This is a genomic window from Micromonospora sp. NPDC005553 (assembly GCF_042871765.1).
Classification (GTDB): Bacteria; Actinomycetota; Actinomycetes; order Mycobacteriales; family Micromonosporaceae; genus Micromonospora.
Map to the genome: position 1 here is coordinate 95493 of NZ_JBIAJD010000009.1, position 19030 is coordinate 114522.

19 protein-coding genes and 1 pseudogene are annotated in these 19030 nt (G+C 71.1%); 14 read left to right on the plus strand and 6 right to left on the minus strand.

Annotated features, from left to right (window positions below; translation table 11 throughout):
* Window positions 1-70: 70 nt before the first annotated feature.
* The gene (locus ACFYPG_RS30180) at window positions 71-763 is read left to right on the plus strand and encodes an SDR family NAD(P)-dependent oxidoreductase (RefSeq protein ID WP_387354603.1); all 693 of its coding nucleotides are present in this window, start codon (window positions 71-73) and stop codon (window positions 761-763) included.
* Here the strand turns inward: ACFYPG_RS30180 and ACFYPG_RS30185 are convergent.
* On the minus strand, window positions 748-1416 hold the full coding sequence (locus ACFYPG_RS30185; RefSeq protein WP_355009013.1) for a thymidylate kinase: 669 nt from the start codon (window positions 1414-1416) through the stop codon (window positions 748-750). The two genes, ACFYPG_RS30180 and ACFYPG_RS30185, sit on opposite strands and share 16 nt — an antisense overlap.
* 182 nt (window positions 1417-1598) lie before the next feature.
* Here ACFYPG_RS30185 and ACFYPG_RS30190 point away from each other — a divergent pair, with 182 nt between their 5' ends.
* The 5 genes from ACFYPG_RS30190 to ACFYPG_RS30210 all read left to right on the plus strand — a co-directional run bounded on the left by ACFYPG_RS30190 (window position 1599) and on the right by ACFYPG_RS30210 (window position 4041).
* Window positions 1599-2183, plus strand: coding sequence for a nucleotidyltransferase (locus tag ACFYPG_RS30190; protein WP_387354605.1), 585 nt, complete (start codon window positions 1599-1601; stop codon window positions 2181-2183).
* Window positions 2180-2455 (plus strand): hypothetical protein, encoded by a 276-nt coding sequence (locus ACFYPG_RS30195; protein ID WP_355008963.1) that lies wholly within the window; start codon window positions 2180-2182, stop codon window positions 2453-2455. Before ACFYPG_RS30190 ends, ACFYPG_RS30195 begins: the two co-directional genes overlap by 4 nt.
* 10 nt (window positions 2456-2465) lie before the next feature.
* Window positions 2466-3242, plus strand: a complete 777-nt coding sequence (locus tag ACFYPG_RS30200) for a metallophosphoesterase (RefSeq protein ID WP_355008964.1) — start codon at window positions 2466-2468, stop codon at window positions 3240-3242.
* Window positions 3233-3376: a GPGG-motif small membrane protein gene (locus tag ACFYPG_RS30205; RefSeq protein WP_007464364.1), complete on the plus strand. Its 144-nt coding sequence runs from the start codon at window positions 3233-3235 to the stop codon at window positions 3374-3376. Before ACFYPG_RS30200 ends, ACFYPG_RS30205 begins: the two co-directional genes overlap by 10 nt.
* Window positions 3377-3546: 170 nt before the next feature.
* A complete protein-coding gene (locus ACFYPG_RS30210) occupies window positions 3547-4041 on the plus strand; it encodes a TspO/MBR family protein (RefSeq protein WP_387354607.1) in 495 nt (164 codons plus the stop codon).
* 51 nt (window positions 4042-4092) lie between these two features.
* On the opposite strand, the gene ACFYPG_RS30215 is transcribed toward ACFYPG_RS30210, so the two are convergent.
* A complete protein-coding gene (locus ACFYPG_RS30215) occupies window positions 4093-4866 on the minus strand; it encodes a peptidoglycan DD-metalloendopeptidase family protein (RefSeq protein ID WP_357208074.1) in 774 nt (257 codons plus the stop codon).
* Between the two features lie 250 nt (window positions 4867-5116).
* Between ACFYPG_RS30215 and ACFYPG_RS30220 the strand changes: the two genes are divergently transcribed.
* The 5 genes from ACFYPG_RS30220 to ACFYPG_RS30240 all read left to right on the plus strand — a co-directional run bounded on the left by ACFYPG_RS30220 (window position 5117) and on the right by ACFYPG_RS30240 (window position 11371).
* Window positions 5117-6463 carry an ABC transporter substrate-binding protein gene (locus ACFYPG_RS30220; RefSeq protein ID WP_355008966.1) on the plus strand — a complete coding sequence of 449 codons (1347 nt, stop codon included), beginning with the start codon at window positions 5117-5119 and terminating at the stop codon, window positions 6461-6463.
* Between the two features lie 71 nt (window positions 6464-6534).
* A complete protein-coding gene (locus ACFYPG_RS30225) occupies window positions 6535-7581 on the plus strand; it encodes a sugar ABC transporter permease (RefSeq protein ID WP_355008967.1) in 1047 nt (348 codons plus the stop codon).
* A 1-nt stretch (window position 7582) separates the two neighbouring features.
* Window positions 7583-8551: a carbohydrate ABC transporter permease gene (locus ACFYPG_RS30230; protein WP_355008968.1), complete on the plus strand. Its 969-nt coding sequence runs from the start codon at window positions 7583-7585 to the stop codon at window positions 8549-8551.
* 69 nt (window positions 8552-8620) lie between these two features.
* Window positions 8621-9667: a LacI family DNA-binding transcriptional regulator gene (locus ACFYPG_RS30235; RefSeq protein ID WP_091405707.1), complete on the plus strand. Its 1047-nt coding sequence runs from the start codon at window positions 8621-8623 to the stop codon at window positions 9665-9667.
* A 30-nt stretch (window positions 9668-9697) separates the two neighbouring features.
* Complete coding sequence (locus ACFYPG_RS30240; protein WP_357258044.1) at window positions 9698-11371, plus strand: glycoside hydrolase family 13 protein; 1674 nt, start codon at window positions 9698-9700, stop codon at window positions 11369-11371.
* Window positions 11372-11487: 116 nt separating this feature from the next.
* On the opposite strand, the gene ACFYPG_RS30245 is transcribed toward ACFYPG_RS30240, so the two are convergent.
* The 3 genes from ACFYPG_RS30245 to xylA all read right to left on the minus strand — a co-directional run bounded on the left by ACFYPG_RS30245 (window position 11488) and on the right by xylA (window position 15641).
* Window positions 11488-12921 carry an MFS transporter gene (locus tag ACFYPG_RS30245; RefSeq protein ID WP_355008969.1) on the minus strand — a complete coding sequence of 478 codons (1434 nt, stop codon included), beginning with the start codon at window positions 12919-12921 and terminating at the stop codon, window positions 11488-11490.
* Window positions 12922-13016: 95 nt separating this feature from the next.
* Window positions 13017-14444: a xylulokinase gene (gene xylB / locus ACFYPG_RS30250; protein WP_355008970.1), complete on the minus strand. Its 1428-nt coding sequence runs from the start codon at window positions 14442-14444 to the stop codon at window positions 13017-13019.
* Window positions 14445-14453: 9 nt separating this feature from the next.
* Window positions 14454-15641, minus strand: a complete 1188-nt coding sequence (gene xylA, locus ACFYPG_RS30255) for a xylose isomerase (protein ID WP_387354609.1) — start codon at window positions 15639-15641, stop codon at window positions 14454-14456.
* Between the two features lie 78 nt (window positions 15642-15719).
* On the opposite strand from xylA, the gene ACFYPG_RS30260 reads away from it, so the two are divergent.
* Together ACFYPG_RS30260 and ACFYPG_RS30265 are read left to right on the plus strand one after the other, a co-directional pair.
* Complete coding sequence (locus ACFYPG_RS30260; protein WP_357204270.1) at window positions 15720-16958, plus strand: ROK family transcriptional regulator; 1239 nt, start codon at window positions 15720-15722, stop codon at window positions 16956-16958.
* A gap of 93 nt (window positions 16959-17051) precedes the next feature.
* Window positions 17052-17126, plus strand: a pseudogene (locus ACFYPG_RS30265) (hypothetical protein); the annotation flags it as partial.
* Between the two features lie 47 nt (window positions 17127-17173).
* Here the strand turns inward: ACFYPG_RS30265 and ACFYPG_RS30270 are convergent.
* Window positions 17174-17800 (minus strand): MarR family winged helix-turn-helix transcriptional regulator, encoded by a 627-nt coding sequence (locus ACFYPG_RS30270; protein ID WP_387354611.1) that lies wholly within the window; start codon window positions 17798-17800, stop codon window positions 17174-17176.
* Window positions 17801-17897: 97 nt separating this feature from the next.
* On the opposite strand from ACFYPG_RS30270, the gene ACFYPG_RS30275 reads away from it, so the two are divergent.
* On the plus strand, window positions 17898-19028 hold the full coding sequence (locus ACFYPG_RS30275; protein ID WP_355008974.1) for a PP2C family protein-serine/threonine phosphatase: 1131 nt from the start codon (window positions 17898-17900) through the stop codon (window positions 19026-19028).
* The last annotated feature ends 2 nt before the right edge of the window (window positions 19029-19030 follow it).

Here is a 19030-nt window from a genome sequence, read left to right on the forward strand (position 1 = left end):
GCGTGTCACCGCAACAACTTCATGATCGACGGAAGGGCTTGAAGGGGGCGGGGGCACTAGCGTGGGGCTTATGGGACAGGGCAGCGTTCTGGTGACCGGGGGTTTCGGAGGGCTCGGCGGGGCGGTCGTCACCGCGTTCGTCGAGGCGGGCTGGCGGGTGGTCGTACCCGAGCGGAAAGCCCGGCCCGGGTCGGAGCCGGCGGTGGCCGGACTGGTCCGCGTGGTCGCGGACCTGGGCGAGCCGGCGGGCGCGGCGCAGGCGGTCGAGGCCGCGTCCGGCGACCCGGCGGCGCCGCTGCGCGCGGTGGTCAACCTCGTCGGTGGGTACGCCAGCGGCGGGTTGGTGCACGAGACCCCGGTCGAGGAGTTCGAGCGGATGCTCACGGTCAACCTGCGGCCGACCTATCTGGTCACCCAGTCCGCGCTCCCGCACCTGGTGACGTCCGGCGGCGGCGCGGTGGTCTGCGTCTCGGCCCGCGCGGCGGTCACCCCGTTCCGCGGCGCGGCCGGCTACTCGACGGCCAAGGCGGCGGTGCTGGCCTTCGCCAACGCGGTAGCGGTGGAGTACCGCTCGCAGAACGTGCGCTGCAACACGGTGCTGCCCAGCGTCATCGACACCCCGGCGAACCGGGCGGCCCAGCCCGACGCCGACCATTCCCGCTGGGTCACCCCGGCCGAGATCGCGCCGGTGATCCGGTTCCTCGCGTCGGCGGACTCCGCACCGACCAGCGGCGCCACAGTGCCGGTCTACGGGCGGGCCTGAGCCACCACCGGGCCGAGGTCCTCTCCGCCCGGGGCGGACGGCGGTAGCCAGGTCTCCAGGTGCGCCTGAATCTGCTCGGTCACCTCCTCGGCCGGGCGGCCCGCGTCCACCAGCACGAAGCTGGGGTACTCGGGCAGTGCCCGGTAGGCGGTGTCGGCGGCGGTCAACCACCCCATCGTCTCGTGGTCGGTGCCGCGTTCCTCGATACGCCGGTACGCCTCCGCCGGGTCGACGGCGAGCAGGAAGGTCACCTGCGGGGTCGGGAACAGCCGGTAGCCGGCCCGGGCGAGCCGCTCCCAGCGCTGCCCGCCGTGCGCCCGGATGCTCGCGTACTGGCAGGCCGAGTAGCGGTCCATGACCGCCGTCCGGCCGGTGAGCAGGCAGCTGATCAGGGCGATGGCGATGGCCAGCCAGCGCAGTACCGACTCCACGGCCAGCACACCGTCGCGACCGACGAGCCGCTGCGCGTCCGGCCGACCGAGGCGTTGGGCGATCCGACCGAGCCAGCGGCGGCCACTGGCGTTGCGGCGGTAGGTGGCGGGGCGCCCGGCGGCGGTCAGCGCGTCGGCCAGCCGGTGCGCCTGCGTGGTCTTACCCGAACCGTCGATCCCGATCAGGGCGACGGTGCGCAATCGGGCCTTGCGTCGTCGCATCCCCGATGATCTGGCCACCCTCCACAGGTTATCCGACCCACGCACATGGTCCGCGAGGTTTGTGGTGCTTCATCCCTGTTGACGCCCGACCGAGACACCAGCAGGTGTGGACGACCGGAATGCCGGGTACCGGAGTTCGAAATCCAACCGCCGGTCCACCAACACGACGACGGAGGAACCAGATGGCTGAGCGCGGAGACGAGAGTCTGGTGCACACCCTCAAGAAGGTCGCCGCCGTGCTCAAGCAGTCCGAGATTCCGTTCGCCCTGGGCGGCAGCTTCGCGGTCTACGCCCACGGGGGGCACTCCAGCGATCACGACGTCGACTTCCTGATCCGGGAGGCCGACGTGGAAGAGGCACTGGAGGCCCTGGTGGCCGCCGGTTTCGTCGCGGAGCGTCCGCCGGAGGACTGGCTGGTGAAGGTCTTCGACGACGGCCGGATGGTGGACCTGATCCACCGGCCGATCGAGACTCCGGTCACCGAGGAGACGTTCGCCGACACCGTCGTCCGACCGGTGGACGCGATTCGCATGCCGGTGCTGTCCGCGACCCAGCTGATGGTGCACAAACTGCTCAGCTTCTCCCAGCACTACTGCGACTTCGCCCGCGGTCTGCCGCTGGCCCGCTCACTGCGGGAGCAGATCGACTGGGAACGGGTACGCAAGGAGACGCAGCACTCGCCGTACGCCGAGGCGTTCCTGGTGCTGCTGGACCGGCTGGAGGTGGTGTCGGCCGCCGGCACCCAGCCAGGAGAGGGGACATCGTGACCCACCATCGGGACATCGACACCGGGCCACCCGACGAGTACGTCGAGGCGGAGATCCAACGGCTGCTCGTCGAGGACCCCGCGGTCGCCGAACAGGGAATCACAGTGGTTCGACGGGAACGCGCCCTCGTGCTCTACGGCGAGGTGGAGAGTCCGCACCGACGGGACGAGATCCTGCGTCGGGTGTCCGAGCGCTTCCCGGACGTGCCGGTCACCAGCGACATCGGGGTGATCCGCGCCCAAGCGCCCACGGAGATCGAGCAACTGCCCTGAGGGAGGTTCCATGGTGATCCGGATTGCCGCTGTGGGCGACGTGCATCTGGACAAGGACGTGGTCGGCCGGTTCCGACCGGCGCTGGAGGAACTGCCGGAGTGCGCCGACGTGCTGCTGTTGGCCGGGGACCTGACCCGGCACGGCACCGAGGCCGAGGCGCGCTGCGTGGCAGAGGAGTTCGGCGGCTTGGCCGTACCGGTGGTGACAGTGCTCGGCAACCACGACCACCAGTGTGACCAGGTGCCACAGGTGGTCAAGGTGCTCCAGGACGCGGGCATCACGGTGCTGGAGGGCAACGGCGTCGTGCTGGACTGCGCGGGTGGCCGGCTCGGCATCGCCGGCGTCAAGGGCTTCGGCGGCGGGTTCGCCGGGCGGTGCGCCAGCGACTTCGGCGAGCCGGAGATGAAGGCCTTCGTACGGACCACCACCGAGAGCGCCGACCGTCTCGGTGCGGCGCTGCGCTCGCTGGACTGCGACATGCTGGTCGCGCTCACCCACTACTCGCCGGTGCCGGACACGCTGGCCGGCGAGCCGTTGGAGATCTACCCCTTCCTGGGGTCGTACCAGCTGGGGCAGGCGATCGACTCGGCGCCCACGGCGCTGGCCGTGCACGGGCACGCGCACGCCGGCACCGAGCGCGGCACGACCCCGGGCGGGGTACGCGTCCGCAACGTCGCGCACCCGGTGATCAAGCAGGCGTACAGCGTCTTTCACGTTGGCGATCAACTCGACACCGACCAGGTTTCCCCGATCGGCCAGTCGGGTAGTCAGAGGTCATGGAGCTGATTCTCTGGATTCTCGCAGTCGTACTCGTGGTCGCCGGCATCCTCGCGCTGTTCCGCCGGCAGATCCTGTGGGGCATCGTCCTCATCGTCGTCGGGCTGTTGGTCGGCCCGGGTGGTGTCAGCATCTTCAATTAGCGCTCGTACCTCTAACACCGGGACCCGTCGGGGTCGCCGCGACCGGAGCTTCGTCCTCCCGACAGAAGCACCGGCCGCGGCGATCCCGGCGCTTTTTTGTGGCTGCCGGCCCGGTGAACCGCCCTTCCGCTCGGCGGTTTGAGCCGACCCCGAGGGGAAATATCTCGACCATGGAGATGTCTCAGGACGCGCCGGCTACCTCCGGGCGGCGGGCGTGGTTTGCCCTCGCCGGTTTCGCGGCGGCGGTCTTCGTCGCGGCCGCGATCGGCGGCCTGGGCGTGCAGGGCACCACCGGGGAGTACGCGAACCTGCGGCAGCCCGGTTGGGCCCCGCCCTCGTGGCTCTTCGGCCCGGTCTGGTCATTTCTCTACGCGCTGATCGCGGTGGCCGGCTGGCTGGTCTGGCGCCGGGTCGGCTTCTCCCCCGCCCTCTGGGCGTGGACCGCTCAACTGGTGCTCAACGCGATCTGGACCCCGCTGTTCTTCGGCGCCGGGCAGTACGGTCTCGCGTTCGCCGAGATCGTGCTGATGTGGCTGGCGATCGGCCTGACCGTGGTGCTGTTCGCCCGGGTGTCCCGGGTGGCGACGGCGCTGCTGCTGCCGTACTGGGCCTGGGTCACCTTCGCCGCCGCGTTGAACCTGGCGATCTGGCAGCTCAACAACTGACCGCACGGTCCCCGGCGGCGACGCCCGCCGGGGACCGTGACAGTCACCGGGTCAGCAGCGGGGCACGCCCGGGATGTAGCCGTCGGAGCCGGTGTACACGTACGCGTCGGCGATGTAGCGGCCGGAGCCGATCCGGTCCCAGATCGAGCTGGTGCCGTACGTGCCGGTGACCGTGGTGCCACTGGTCTGGCAGGCGATCGTCACCCGGGTGCCGTCGGCGACGGTGCCCACCGAGGCGTACCCGGTGCCGGGGCCGGAGCGGACGGTCAGCGGCGTGCCGCTGGTGTCGACGGTGCCGTTGCCGCCGCCCGAGGAACACCCGTTGCCACTGGTGTAGCTCTTGGTGCCCCAGTACAGCGCGAGGCTGCCGTTGAAGCGGACCTGGATGTCGGCGCCGTTGAGGCGCTGCTCGTAGTGCAGGTGGGGGCCTGTCGATCCGCCGGTGCTGCCGACCCAGCCGATCACCTTGCCGTACCCGACCGTCTGCCCGACGGAGACGTTGAAGCCGCTGAGGTGGGCGTAGTACGTGCTGTAACCGCCCCCGTGGTTGATTCGGACGTACTTGCCGTAGCTGGTGCCGCCGAGGTCAGTCACCCGGTCGACGGTGCCGGGGGCGCTCGCCACCACCGGGTCGCCCTGGTCGTCGGTGCGGTTGAAGTCGACGGCGTACGCCGGGCTGTGGTCCGACCGGGTCTGCCCGGACCAGGACTGCCCGCACGGGAACGGCACCCTGAAGGTCGGCGCGGCCAGGGCCGGGGTCGCCGGCACCAGCGCTCCCCCGACGAGGAGACCCGTCACCAACAGGCTGATCCACCGCTTTCGCATACAGCTCCTCCTATGTCGAAAACCTTCGATGCGGTGAGGCTAGCCTGACAGATATCGTCAATCTTCGAAAGAGTCCTCAGCTTGTCCCGGACGCGCGCCCACCAGGCAGCCCGCAGGTTTCCGGATTGTTACTCGCTCGTGTCTGACAGGGGGTGGACCGGGCCGGATGCAAGCGCTTACATGTGTGCACGCCCAATCGGACCGGCGACGGGTCACCAGCACGACCGCGCCGGCTAGGAAGGAGGACGGCATGGCGGTCTTTACCAGACCACGCCAGGCCTTCGTGATCGCCGGTGTAGTCGGGCTGGCGCTCAGCGCCACCGCCTGCGGTACCGGCGACGACAAGAAGAGCAGCAAAGCGGGTTCCGCGGAGTGCGCCGCATACGACAAGTACGAGGGCCACGACGGCAAGAAGGTCTCCATCTACGCGTCCATCCGTGACGCCGAGGCCGACCTGCTCAGGAACTCCTGGAAGTCGTTCGAGGACTGCACCGGCATCGAGATCGACTACGAGGGCAGCGGCGAGTTCGAGGCGCAGCTCCCCGTCCGGGTCGACGGTGGCAACGCCCCCGACATCGCCTTCGTGCCGCAGCCGGGCCTGGTGAAGCGTTTCGCGGACGCCGGCAAGCTGAAGTCCCTCAGCGCCGACACCAAGGCCCTTGCCGAGCAGAACATGCCGGCCGACTGGCTGAAGTACGGCACCGTGAACGGGACGCTCTACGGCGTACCGCTCGGCGCCAACGTGAAGTCCTTCGTCTGGTACTCGCCGAAGACGTTCAAGGAGAAGGGCTGGGAGGTTCCGACCACCTGGGACCAGCTCATCGCCCTGAGCGACAAGATCGCCGCCAGCGGCATCAAGCCGTGGTGCGCGGGCGTCGAGTCCGGTGACGCCACCGGCTGGCCGGCCACCGACTGGATCGAGGACGTGGTCCTGCGTACGCAGGGTCCCGAGGTCTACGACCAGTGGACCACCCACGCCATCCCGTTCAACGACCCGAAGATCGTCGACGCGGTCGACCGCGCCGGCAGCATCCTCAAGAACGAGAAGTACGTCAACGGCGGCTTCGGCGGGGTCAAGAGCATCACCACCACCGCCTTCCAGGAGGCGGGCCTGCCGGTGACCACCGGCAAGTGCGCGATGCACCGACAGGCGTCGTTCTACGCCAACCAGTTCCCCGAGGGCACCAAGGTGGCCGAGGACGGCGACGCCTTCGCCTTCTACTTCCCGGCCATCGACCCGGCCAAGGGCAAGCCGGTGCTGGGCGCAGGCGAGTTCGTCGTCGGCTACGCCGACCGTCCCGAGGTCCAGGCCGTGCAGACCTACCTCGTCTCGGCGGAGTACGTGAACAGCCGCGCGAAGCTCGGCAACTGGGTCACGGCGAACAACAAGCTGGACATCGCCAATGTCGCCAGCCCGATCGACAAGCTCTCCGTCCAGATCCTCCAGGACAAGACGGGCACCTTCCGCTTCGACGGATCCGACCTGATGCCGGCCGCCGTCGGCGCGGGAACGTTCTGGAAGGGCATGGTCGAGTGGCTGAACGGCAAGGCGACCGCCCCGGTGCTCCAGGGCATCGAGAGCAGCTGGCCTAAGTAATCCCCGGCGGTGGCCCGGTCCGCTGACGCGGGCCGGGCCACCGGCCGCGGTGGACCCGGAAGGGAGGGTTGATGGAGTTCGACTTCGCCGATCAGCAGCCGAAGCTCCTCATGCTGATGTACGGGCTGGTCGCCTTCGTGCTGGTGGTGGGTGGTCTCCTACTGCTGCTCGACGTGGTGCCGGCCTGGTTCGCCCGGCGACGGGAGGCGCAGCTCGTCGCTGCCTCGGTTAGTGGTGCTCCACTTCCCCGTCGACCCAAGCAGCGGGAGGGGATCTTCGCGCTCTTCTTCCTGCTGCCGACGCTGCTGCTGCTCACCATCGGTCTGGTCGTGCCGGCCATCCGCACCGTGCTGCTCTCCCTGATGAACAGGACCAGCACGGAGTGGGTGGGGTTGGACAACTTCGGCTGGATGTTCTCCGACGACGCGATCGTCCGGGTCCTGATCAACACCCTGATCTGGGTGCTCCTGGTCCCGCTGGTAGCGACCGGTTTCGGCCTGATCTACGCCGTACTGGTGGACAAGGCCCGCTTCGAGTCCGTGGCCAAGTCACTGATCTTCCTGCCGATGGCCATCTCCTTCGTCGGCGCCAGCATCATCTGGAAGTTCGTCTACGCCTACCGAGGTGAGGGCGACCAGATCGGTCTGCTCAACCAGATCGTGGTCAGCCTGGGCGGTGAGCCCAAGCAGTGGCTGCTCGAATCGCCGCTGAACACGCTGCTGCTGATCGTCATCATGGTCTGGATCCAGGCCGGCTTCGCCATGGTGGTGCTCTCCGCCGCGATCAAGGCGATCCCCGGCGACATCGTCGAGGCCGCCCGGCTCGACGGGGTCAGCCCGTGGCAGATGTTCTGGCAGATCACCATGCCGAGCATCCGACCGGCGCTGATCGTCGTGATGGTGACCCTCACGATCGCCACGCTCAAGGTCTTCGACATCGTCCGGACCTCGACGAACGGCAACTACGACACCAGCGTGATCGCCAACGAGATGTACAACCAGGCGTTCCGGTACAGCGAGAACGGGCGGGGTTCCGCGCTCGCGGTCTTCCTCTTCCTCCTGGTCATCCCGGTCGTGATCTACCAGATCCGTAACCTCCGTCAACAGCGGGAGGGCTGAGATGACCACCGCAACGCCCACCGTCGCCGCCGGCACCCAGAAGACCGACGGCACCCCGACCAGCGCGGCCGGCCGGGTCCGCAAGCGGTTGAACAGCCGCACCGCGACGCTCGTCTCGATCGTCATCGCGGTGGTCTGGACCATCCCGACCTTCGGGTTGCTCGTCTCCTCCCTCCGCCCGGAGGACGAGATCAAGACCACCGGCTGGTGGACGGCCTTCACCAACCCGCAGTTCACCTTCGAGAACTACGAGCAGGTCCTGTTCGGGCGCTCGTCGTCCTCCGGGCAGCTCGCCGGTTCCTTCATCAACTCGCTGGCGATCACCATCCCGTCGGTGCTGTTCCCGCTCGCCTTCGCGTGCCTCGCCGCGTACGCGCTGGCGTGGATCAACTTCCGCGGCCGGGACTGGGTCTACATCGCGATCTTCGCGTTGCAGATCGTGCCGTTGCAGATGGCCCTGGTGCCGCTGCTGAGGTTCTTCTCCACCGGGGTCAGCCTCGGCGGCGTCACCCTGATGCCGGCCTGGGACCTGGTCGACGAGCAGAAGTTCGCCCAGGTGTGGTTCGCCCACACCTGCTTCGCGCTGCCGTTCGCCGTCTTCCTGCTGCACAACTTCATCTCGCAACTGCCGGGGGACCTGATGGAGGCGGCCCGGGTCGACGGGGCCACCCACCCGAAGATCTTCCGCACCATCGTGCTGCCGCTGATCACCCCGGCGCTGGCGGCGTTCGGCATCTTCCAGTTCCTCTGGGTCTGGAACGACCTGCTGGTCGCGCTGATCTTCGCGGGTGGCGGTGACGAGACCGCTCCGCTGACCGTCCGGCTCGCCGAGATGGCCGGTACCCGGGGCAACGAGTGGCAGCGCCTGACCGCCGGTGCGTTCGTCAGCATCGTCGTACCCCTCATCGTGTTCCTGTCCCTGCAGCGCTTCTTCGTGCGAGGTCTGCTCGCCGGCAGCGTCAAGGGCTGACCCGCGCGCCCGCCGCCGCCTGGCCCCTCGGGCGGCGGCGGGCGCTCCGGGCACCGAGCGGGGGAAACCGTGACGAGGATCGATGATGTGGCCCGGCTGGCCGGAGTCTCCACGGCCACCGTCTCGCGGGCGCTGCGCGGACTACCGACGGTCTCGGCCGCCACCCGGCGCCGGGTGCTCGCCGCCGCCGAGCAACTCGACTACGAGGTCTCGCCGAGCGCGTCCCGGCTCGCCGGGGGCCGGACCGGCACGGTAGCGGTGGTGGTCCCCCGGATCACCCGCTGGTTCTTCAGCACCGTCGTCGAGGCGGTCGAGGAGTACCTCCACCAGTCCGGCTACGACCTGCTGCTCTACAACCTGGGCGGCCGGGAGCAGGTCCGCCAGCGGGTCCTGCGGACGGCCAACCTGCACAAACGGGTGGACGCGATGATGCTGGTCGCCACACCGCTGCGTCCGGCCGACCTGACCGCGCTGGCCACGCTGGAACTGCCCGGTGTCACCATCAGCTCGGGCAGCAGAGTGCCCAACTGGCCGTGCGTACGGATCGACGACGTGGCGGCCGCGCGGGTCGCGACCAAGCATCTGATCGACCTCGGCCATCACCGGATCGCCCACATCTCCGGCGACCCGGACGACGAGTTGGCCTTCACCACCCACCTCGACCGACGCCGGGGTTACCAGGCGGCGCTGCGCTCCGCCGGCCTGCGACCCGACCCCACCCTGGACATCGAGTCCACCTTCACCATCGACGGTGGCAACCGGGCCACCGCCGAGTTGCTGGCCCGCGGCGAGCCACCGACCGCGATCGTCGCCGCCTGCGACGAGATGGCGATGGGCGCGATGACCGCCCTGCGCGACGTCGGGCTGCGGGTGCCGCAGGACGTCAGCGTGGTCGGCATCGACGACCACGACCTGGCCGGTGTGCTCGGGCTCAGCACCGTCGCCCAGCCCGCTGCCGAGCAGGGCCGGCTGGCCGCCCAGATGTTGCTCGACCCGCTCGGGGCCCGGCCTCCGGGGCCCATCGTCAGTCAACGGGGTGCCGGTTGCGACACTCCGGTGGTCCTGCCCACCCGGTTGGTGGTCCGGGACTCGACGGCACCACCCCGGGCACACTGAAGTCCACACACCGCAACACAGGAGACGACCCTGAACACCGACCCGACGCAGCAGACCCCCTCCGGTCCCCCGGCCACCGGCTGGTGGACCGAGGCCGCCATCTACCAGATCTACCCCCGCTCGTTCGCCGACTCGGACGGGGACGGAATCGGTGACCTGCCCGGCATCACCGCCCGCCTCGACCACCTGGTCGAGCTGGGCGTGGACGCGGTGTGGCTCTCCCCCTTCTACCCCTCGCCGCAGGCCGACGCCGGCTACGACGTGGCCGACTACCGCGACATCGACCCGCTGTTCGGCACCCTCGCCGACGCGGACAAGCTGATCGCCGAGGCCCGGGCCCGCAACCTGCGGGTGATCGTCGACCTGGTTCCGAACCACACCTCGTCGGCGCACCGCTGGTTCCAGGCCGCGCTGCCGGCCGCGCCTGGCAGCGCGGAACGGTCCCGGTACGTCTTCCGGGACGGCCGTGGTCCGGCCGGCGACCAGCCGCCGAACGACTGGCAGAGCGTCTTCGGTGGTCCGGCCTGGACCCGGACGGTCGACGCCGACGGACAGCCCGGCCAGTGGTACCTGCACCTGTTCGACACCGGGCAGCCGGACCTCAACTGGGACAACCCGGAGGTGCACGCGGAGTTCCTGGACGTGCTGCGCTTCTGGTTGGACCGCGGCGTGGACGGCTTCCGGGTCGACGTCGCGCACGGCCTCATCAAGCAGGCCGACCTGGCCGACTGGCAGGAGCCGCAGGAGATCCTCTCCGGCAACGAGATCGACAAGCCCCGCCCGCCGATGTGGGACCAGGACGGCGTGCACGAGATCTACCGGCAGTGGCGGCAGGTGTTGGACAGCTACCCCGGCGAGCGGGTGCTGGTCGCCGAGGCATGGGTGGAACCGGCCGAGCGGCTGGCCCGCTACGTCCGCCCGGACGAGATGCACCAGGCGTTCAACTTCGAGTACCTGCTCGCCGCATGGAGCGCACCGGCGCAGTACGCGGTGATCACCCGTTCGTTGGAGGCGACCGACTCGGTGGGCGCACCGACGACCTGGGTGCTGTCCAACCACGACGTGGTGCGGCACGCCTCCCGGCTCGGCCTGCCGATCGGCACCGTACGCCCCAACGGCATCGGCATCGGCGACCCGCAGCCGGACGCCGCACTCGGTCTGCGCCGGGCCCGGGCGGCCACCCTGCTGATGCTGGCGCTGCCCGGCTCGGCGTACCTCTACCAGGGTGAGGAGCTGGGGCTGCCCGAGCACACCACACTGCCCGACGAGGCCCGGCAGGACCCGACCTGGGCACGCAGCGGGCACACCCAACGCGGCCGGGACGGCTGCCGGGTGCCGATCCCGTGGGAGGCCGACGCCCCGTCGTACGGCTTCGGGCCGACCGACGCGAGCTGGTTGCCGCAGCCCGCGCTCTGGGCGGAGTACGCGCTGGACCGCCAGCGCGACGTGCCCGGTTCGACGTACGAGCTGTACCGCACGGCGTTGCGGTTGCGCCGCGCCCACGGGCTGGGTCGCGGCACCCTGGAGTGGTTGTCCTCGGGTGACGAGGTGTTGAGCTTCCGCAACGGTGAGCTGACCGTGCTGACCAACTTCGGTGCCGCCCCGGTGCCGGTGCCGGCCAACGCCGAGGTGCTCGCCGCCAGCGCGCCCCTGGACGACGACGGTGCGCTCCCGGCCGACGTCACCGTCTGGCTGCGAGGCTGATCCGCACGCCGTGAGGGGGCCAAGATCCGCGCAACATCAGGGATGTTGGCCCCTCACGCTCGCCCAAGGCAGCACCTTCCCTGATGTTGCGCGGATCAGGGAGAGTAGGTCGGCGGTCAGAGGCGGTCGGCCCGGGCGTGCAGCAGGTCGTGCACGTTGTCGATGTCCGCCGGTGAGGTTCGCGAGGCGAGCCAGTACATGACCCCCGTCGGGATGAAGAAGAGCTGGAACGCGGCCAGCCCGACGGCGAAGTTCAGCGGTGGCGGGAACGCCGCTCGCAGCGCCTGGAAGGCCACCCCGACCAGCCCGTTCCCGGCGGCGCGACCGACCCCGTTCACCAGGTTGCCCAGGCTGTAGACAGTGCCCCGGTGCTCCGGTGGGTTGACGTCGGCGATCAACGCGAACCAGTTCGGCGAGTTGGCCGACGTCAACGCGAGCGCCACGATGGCGGTGAGCAGGCTCAGCCCGACCGACGGCTCGGTGAACACACTGGCCAGTACCGCACCCACCACCGCGCCGCCGCTCGCGCCGTCCGGCACGTCGATGGTCACCGGCACGAAGAACAACACCAGGTAGAACGGCAGCGCGGCGAGGATGCCGATCGAGGCGACGAGCGCCCGACCTCGCGGAGTACGCCGTTGCACGGCGTCACCGATCAGCCCGCCCACGATGGACAGCACCCCACCGAGCTGGAACAGGGTGGCGAAGACGCTGCCCACCACCACAGCTGTCGACGTGGAGTAGCCCTGGGCCTCGGCCCGTTCGGCGAACAGCACCGGCAGCCAGACCAACGAGCCGAACGCGGCCTGCGCGGTCAGACCCTGCAGGATCAGCCACCGGTTGGTCCGTCGGGCCAGGATGCGCGGCAGGTCGGCGCGGGTGATCCGGTAGTCGTACTCGGCGCCGGCGTCCAACCTGCCGGCCAGTTCCGGCTCGCTCTGGCCACGCCGGACGTCGTACGTGAACAGGTAGGCCACCGTGGCGACGAGGCCGACGCCGGTCAACAGCAGGAACGGCCGACGCCAGTCGGCAGCCCCGAGCAGCCCACCGAGGAGAGTGCCCGCGAGGGTGCCGACGCCCTGGGAGAGCCCCCAGAAGCTCATCACCAGCCCGCGTCGGGTCGGCGAGATCAGGTCGGTCACCACGGAGAAGCCCACCGAGCCGACCGCGCCGAGACCGACCGCAGCGACCAGTTGCGCGGCCAGGAACGTCAGGTAGCCGCCGGCGAGCGCGCTGCCGCCGGTGCCCGCCGCCCAGAGCAGGGTGCCCACCATGAGCAGCGGTTTGCGGTTGGTGTGGTCTCCGACGTACGCCCAGCCGACCGCCGCGACCGCGCTGACCAGGAAGCTGACCGCGGTGACCACGCCGAGCAGCCGACCGGACACGTCGAACGCGTCGGAGATCGGGCCGTACAGCGGGGGGACCAGCCCGATCGCCACGTTGTCCAGCGAGGCGAGCAGCACGAACACCGCCACGCTGTACAACCGGTGCGCCCGCCCACCGCCTCGACCGTGCGGGCGCAGGCCGGGCCCGCCACTGGTCACCGTCATGACCGGCAGCCAACCAGACCGTGTGCAGGAGGTCGTCACGCGGGTGGGTGCCGGTCACCGTCGACCGGCACCCACCCGCGCGTCGATCCGGACGGTCAGCGCCGGTCGAGCACCAACCCGCGTGCCGCGGCGTACTGGTCGCGCACCGCGGGGACGGCCGCCGCCGCGTACTCCTCGGTGCCCTCGACCGCCCAGACCGGTGGCGCGTCGCCGCCCAGGGCGACCCAGGCGGCCTGGCGGGCGGCACCGTCGGCGACGTACTCCCCGGCCGGCGGGACGACGACCGGGCAGCCGAAGACCTGCGGGGCGATCTGCCGCACCGCGGCCGACCGGGCCCCGCCGCCGATCAGGATGACCCGGCGAGCGGTCGCGCCCTGCGCGGTCAGCGCGTCCAACCCGTCGGCGAGCGCGCAGAGCATGCCCTCCACGGCGGCCCGCGCCAGGTGCGCGGGGGTCGACGTACGCAGGGTCAGGCCGTGCACCGCGCCGGTGGCGAGCGGTCGGTTCGGCGTCCGCTCACCCTCCAGGTAGGGCACCATGACCAGCCCGTCCGCCCCGGCTGGCGCGGAGAGCGCCAGCTCGGCCAGCTCGTCCAGGTTGACGCCGAGCATCGCCGCGGCGGCGTCCAGCACCCGGGCCGCGTTGAGCGTGGCGACCAGCGGCAGGAAGCGACCGGACGCGTCGGCGAAGCCCGCCACCGCACCACTCTCGTCAGCGGCGGGCACGTCGGCGACGCTGAACACGGTGCCGGAGGTGCCGATCGAGACGATCACGTCACCGGGCCCGGCGCCGACACCGAGCGCGGCGGCGGCGTTGTCCCCGGTGCCCGCACCGAGCAGGGCCCCGCCCGGCCCACCCAGTACGTCGGACAGCTTTCCCGCCGAATCCGCCGGACCGAGCACCTCGGGCAGCACCAACCGCCGGCCGAAGCCCCGCTCCAGCAGGTCCAGCCGGTACTGCCCGGTGGCCGGCGACCAGTAGCTGGTGCCGCTGGCATCACCCCGGTCGGTACGCAGCGCGTCCAGCCCTGGTGCTCCGGCGAGCCGCCAGGTCAGCCAGTCGTGCGGCAGGCAGACGGCCGCCACCTGGGCTGCCCGCTCCGGCTCGTGGGTGGCCAGCCAGCGCAGCTTGGTGAGGGTGAAGCTGGCCACCGGAACGCTGCCGGTGGCCTCGGCCCAGAACCGACTCCCGGCCGAGCCGCCGCCGGCCTCTTCGATGAGGTCGGCGGCGGCGTCGGCGGACCGGGTGTCGTTCCACAGCAGCGCCGGGCGGACCACCCGGCCGTCCTCGTCGAGACACACCATGCCGTGCTGCTGGCCGGCGACGGAGATCGCCGCCACGTCGGCCAACCCGCCGGCCTGGTCGGCGGCGCTACGCAGCGCCTGCCACCAGGCTTCCGGGTCGACCTCCGTGCCGTCCGGGTGCGGTGCCCGGCCCTGCCGGAGCAGGGCACCGGTCTCCGCGTCCCGGATCACCACCTTGCAGGACTGGGTGGACGAGTCGACGCCCGCGACCAACGGCATGGCGGGGCCTCAGCGGGCGCCGAGCAGGTGCTCGACGGCGAGCTGGTTGAGCCGGACGAAGGCGAAGCCCCGGGCGGCCACCGCGTCGACGTCGACGTCCTCGAACGCGGACCGGTCGGCCAGGAGCTCCTCGTAGCCCTCGCCGTCGTTGAGCGTCGGCGTGCTCAGCTCGCCGACCTTGCTGGCGGCGAGCGCCTCGACCACCTCGGGGTCGGCGCGGAACGCCGCTGCCCGCTCCTTGAGCAGCAGGTAGGTGCTCATGTTGGCCGCCGCGGAGGCCCACACGCCGTCCATGTCCTCGGTGCGGGACGGCTTGTAGTCGAAGTGCCGGGGGCCGTCGTAGGCCGGACCGCCGTTGGGGCCGCCGTTCTCCAGGAGGTCCACCAGGGCGAACGCGTTCATCAGGTCACCGTGGCCGAAGACCAGGTCCTGGTCGTACTTGATGCCGCGCTGGCCGTTGAGGTCCAGGTGGAACAGCTTGCCCTGCCAGAGCGCCTGGGCGATGCCGTGGGCGTAGTTGAGCCCGGCCATCTGCTCGTGGCCGACCTCCGGGTTGAGGCCGACCAGCTCGGGGTGGGCCAGCTGGGAGATGAAGCCGAGCGCGTGCCCGATGGTCGGCAGCAGGATGTCGCCGCGCGGCTCGTTGGGCTTGGGCTCCAGGGCGAACCGCAGGTTGTAACCCTTGTCGATGGAGTACTGGGTGAGCAGGTCCACGGCCTCGCGGTAGCGGTCCAGGGCGGCCTGGACGTCCTTGGCGAGGTCGTACTCGGAGCCCTCGCGGCCACCCCACATGACGAACGTGCTGGCACCCAGCTCGGCGGCCAGGTCGACCTGACGCAGCACCTTGCGCAGCGCGTACCGGCGGACGTCGCGGTCGTTGCTGGTGAAGCCGCCGTCCTTGAAGATCGGGTGGGTGAAGAGGTTGGTGGTGACCATCGGCACCACCAGGCCGGTCTCGTCGAGGGCCTTGCGGAACCGGGCGATGTGCTGGTCCCGGGTGGCCGCGTCGACGCCGAACGGGATCAGGTCGTCGTCGTGGAAGGTGATGCCGTACGCGCCCAGCTCGGCGAGCCGGTGCACTGCCTCGACCGCGTCGAGCTCGGGACGGGTCGCGTCACCGAACGGGTCGCGGGCCTGCCAGCCCACGGTCCAGAGCCCGAAGGAGAATTTGTCGGCGGGGGTGGGACGGGGTGCCATGAGCAACCTCCGGGGTGGTGTTGTCCGCTATTTGTTCAGCGATTGAATTATTTGCCCACCCTATGGCACTGTCAAGGGGTGAGCCTCACCCACGCCCCTGCCGGCGCTGTCCGTCAGGGCAGCCTGCGCGAGCTCAACCTCGCCCTGGTCCTCGGCCGGATCGCCACGGCCGACCGACCTCCCTCCCGGGCCGACCTGGCGACCGCGACCGGCCTGACCAGAGCCACCGTGTCCGCGGTGGTCGAGGACCTGCTCGCCGGCCGGCTGGTCAGTGAGTCCGACCCCGCGCCCCGCTCGGGTGCCGGCCGCCCGGCGCGCGGACTGGTCCTGGCCGATCAGGGGCCGGCCGGGCTCGGGCTGGAGGTCAACGTGGACTACCTGGCGGTCTGCGTGGTGGACCTCGCCGGCCAGGTCCGGCACCGCACCGTGCACCGGGCCGACCTGCGCCCGGTGGCCCCCGCCGACGCCCTGGCCCGCCTTGTCGAGATGGCCGGGGCAGCCCGCGAGGACGCCGCCCAGCGCGGCCTCACCCTGGTCGGGGCCGCCCTGGCGGTGCCCGGCCTGGTGGACGACGCCGGGCTGGTCCGGCTCGCGCCGAACCTCGGCTGGCATGACGTGCCGGTGCCGGCGCTGCTCGCCGAGCACCCTCCGCTGATCGAGCAGGTGCCCGGCATCCCCGCACTGGTGGTGGACAACGAGGCCAACCTCGCGGCGCTCGGCGAGCTGCACTCGCAGCCCACCGGCACGTCCAGCTTCCTGCACATCTCCGGCGAGGTGGGCATCGGTGCCGGCATCGTGCTGGACGGCGCGCTGTTTCGCGGCGTACGCGGGTGGAGCGGCGAGATCGGGCACCTTCCCGTGCACCCCGAGGGCCGTCCGTGCCGCTGCGGCGGGCAGGGCTGCCTGGAGCAGTACGCCGGCCAGGAGGCGATCGTGGCCGCCGCCGGGCTGGCCCGGGCGGAGCTTCCCGCAGACACCGCGACGGCCCGGTTGGCCGAGTTGGCCGAGGCCGGCGACGCCGACGCGCTGCGGGCGCTGCGCGACGCCGGAACGGCACTCGGCGTCGCGGTGGCCGGCGTCGTCAATCTGCTCGACCTGGACACCGTGGTGCTCGGTGGCGGTTACGCGGCGCTCGCGCCCTGGCTGTGCCCCCCGGTCCTCGCCGAGATCGGTGCCCGGGTGCTCACCGCGGCCTGGTCACCGGTCACGGTCCGTCCGTCGACGCTCGGCGCGGAGGCCGCCGCGGTGGGCGCCGCCGGCTCGGTGGCCCGCCGGATCGTCGCCCAGCCCGCAGGCTGGCTGGCCCGCGCCGGCTGATCGCCCCGCGCTGACCGGCTCCGTGCCCGGGCTGGCCGAAGCACTGGCCGGCGCTTCGCCGAGAGCCTGGTTCACCTCGATCCGGGCGATCTGCTGCTCGCGTACACCGATGGGGTGACCGAGGCGCGCGACCCGCGCGACGCGGCGATGTTCGGCGAGGCCCGGCTGCGGGCCGCGCTCGTGGCGGCGGCCGGGCGACCGCCCGGCCGGCTCGATCAGGCGGTACGCGCCACCGGCGGGCCGCCGCCCGGCCACTCCCTGGTGGTGCCGACCGATCGTTCCGGACCGCCCGACGAACCCGTCCACCCCGTTCGGGTCTGCCGACCCGAATCGCCCGACCAGTCCCCCGACCGCCCACCGGGCCGGTCCGGGCCGTCCGGCCAGTCCCCCTGGTCCGTCGACTCATCCGACGCCGGCGCGTGCTTCGCCTGCTGGCGGCGGGCGGTCTCGTCGAACTCCCGCATCCCGCGCAGCAGCGCGTCGCGGCCCTCCCGGCTCATCCCGGCCAGCACGGCGGCGAGTTGGCCCTGGCGGTCGGCCCGCAGCTCGGCGACGAGCCGGCGAGCCTCCGGGGTGAGGTGCAGCGAGATCTCCCGCCGGTCGAAGCGGCCCGGCTCACGCTCCAGCATGCCGGCGGCGACCAGCCGGTCGCAGAGACGGCTGGCGGAGCTGAGCAGCATGTCGAGTCGGGTGGCGAGCCGACGCAGGTTGATTCCGTCGTACTGCTCCACCACCATCACCGCCCGCAACTGGGCTCCGGACACGCGGTTGGCGGTCCCCTCCCGAGCAGACTCCCAGATGCCCAGCAGGGCAGCGGCTGTCACATCCAGTGCGGCAGCCATACTCGTCTCAGGGTCCGTCGGACGGTTCAGTTCGGCCATGGTGGCCCGAGAGTACTCCGAACCTCCTGGTGGTCGAGCTTTCAGTGAAGGACTGACGATGAGCGAACCGGTCAATCGGGCACGACGTGCCTTGAACGAGACACCAGCTGACCGGCTCGTCGGTGGCATCGGGGACGTGCTCGCCCAGTCGTACGGGATCACCGACGTCGAGCTCTACCAGGTCGACTACCGGATCGCGGAGCTGCTGCCACTCGGCGAGGACGACTCGATCACCAGCCCCGGGCACCCGGCCTGGCGCGCCTTCGACCACCAGTCGCCGATACTGGCCGACGGCACTGCCTGGATCCCGGTCACCATGCGTGGCGAACGTCGAGGGGTGCTGCGCCTGTCACCCGTTCCGGACGACCGGGACGTCGTCGCCGCGCTGGCCGAGATCGCCACCGCGCTCGCCCACGAGGTGGCGGCGGTCTCCGCCGGCACCGACGTCTATCTGGCGGCCAAGCGCACCCAACGCCTCACCCTGGCCGCCGAGATGCAGTGGGACCTGCTCCCCGGCCGCAGCCGGATCCGACCCTCGTTCAGCCTGGCCGGGCAGTTGGAGCCGGCGTACGCGGTGCGCGGCGACAGCTTCGACTGGTCCGACGACGGGGAACGGGTCTGGTTGTCCACCATCAACGGCACCGGTGAGGGGGTGGCCGCGTCCCTGCTCACCTCGCTGGCCACCCACGCGCTGCGCAACGCGCGTCGGGCCGGGCTGAGCCTGGCCGACCAGGCCGCCCTCGCCGACCAGGCCATCTACGACCTGTACCGGGGCGAGCAGCACCTCTCCGCGTTGCTGATGGAGTTGGACCTTCGCTCCGGGATGATGACGGTGGTGGATGCCGGCTCACCCCGGCTGGTCCTGCTCCGCGACGGGGACGTCACCGAGCAGCCACTGGAGGCGCAGTTCCCGCTGGGCATGTTCGAGGCGACCGACTACCACGAGCAGAAGTTCCCGCTGCAGCGCGGCGACCGGGTCTTCGTGGTCAGCGACGGGGTGGTGGAGGCCACCGGTCAGCACATGCGCTACGGCGAGACGGCACTGGACCGGTTCCTGCGCCGGACCGGGCCGATGGCCCCCCTGGACGCCGTCCGGTCGCTGATCGGTGATCTGCGCGCGTTCGTGTCGGGTGACCTGGTCGACGACGCGGTGGTCGTCTGCCTGGACTGGACCGGCCCGCAGCCGTGACC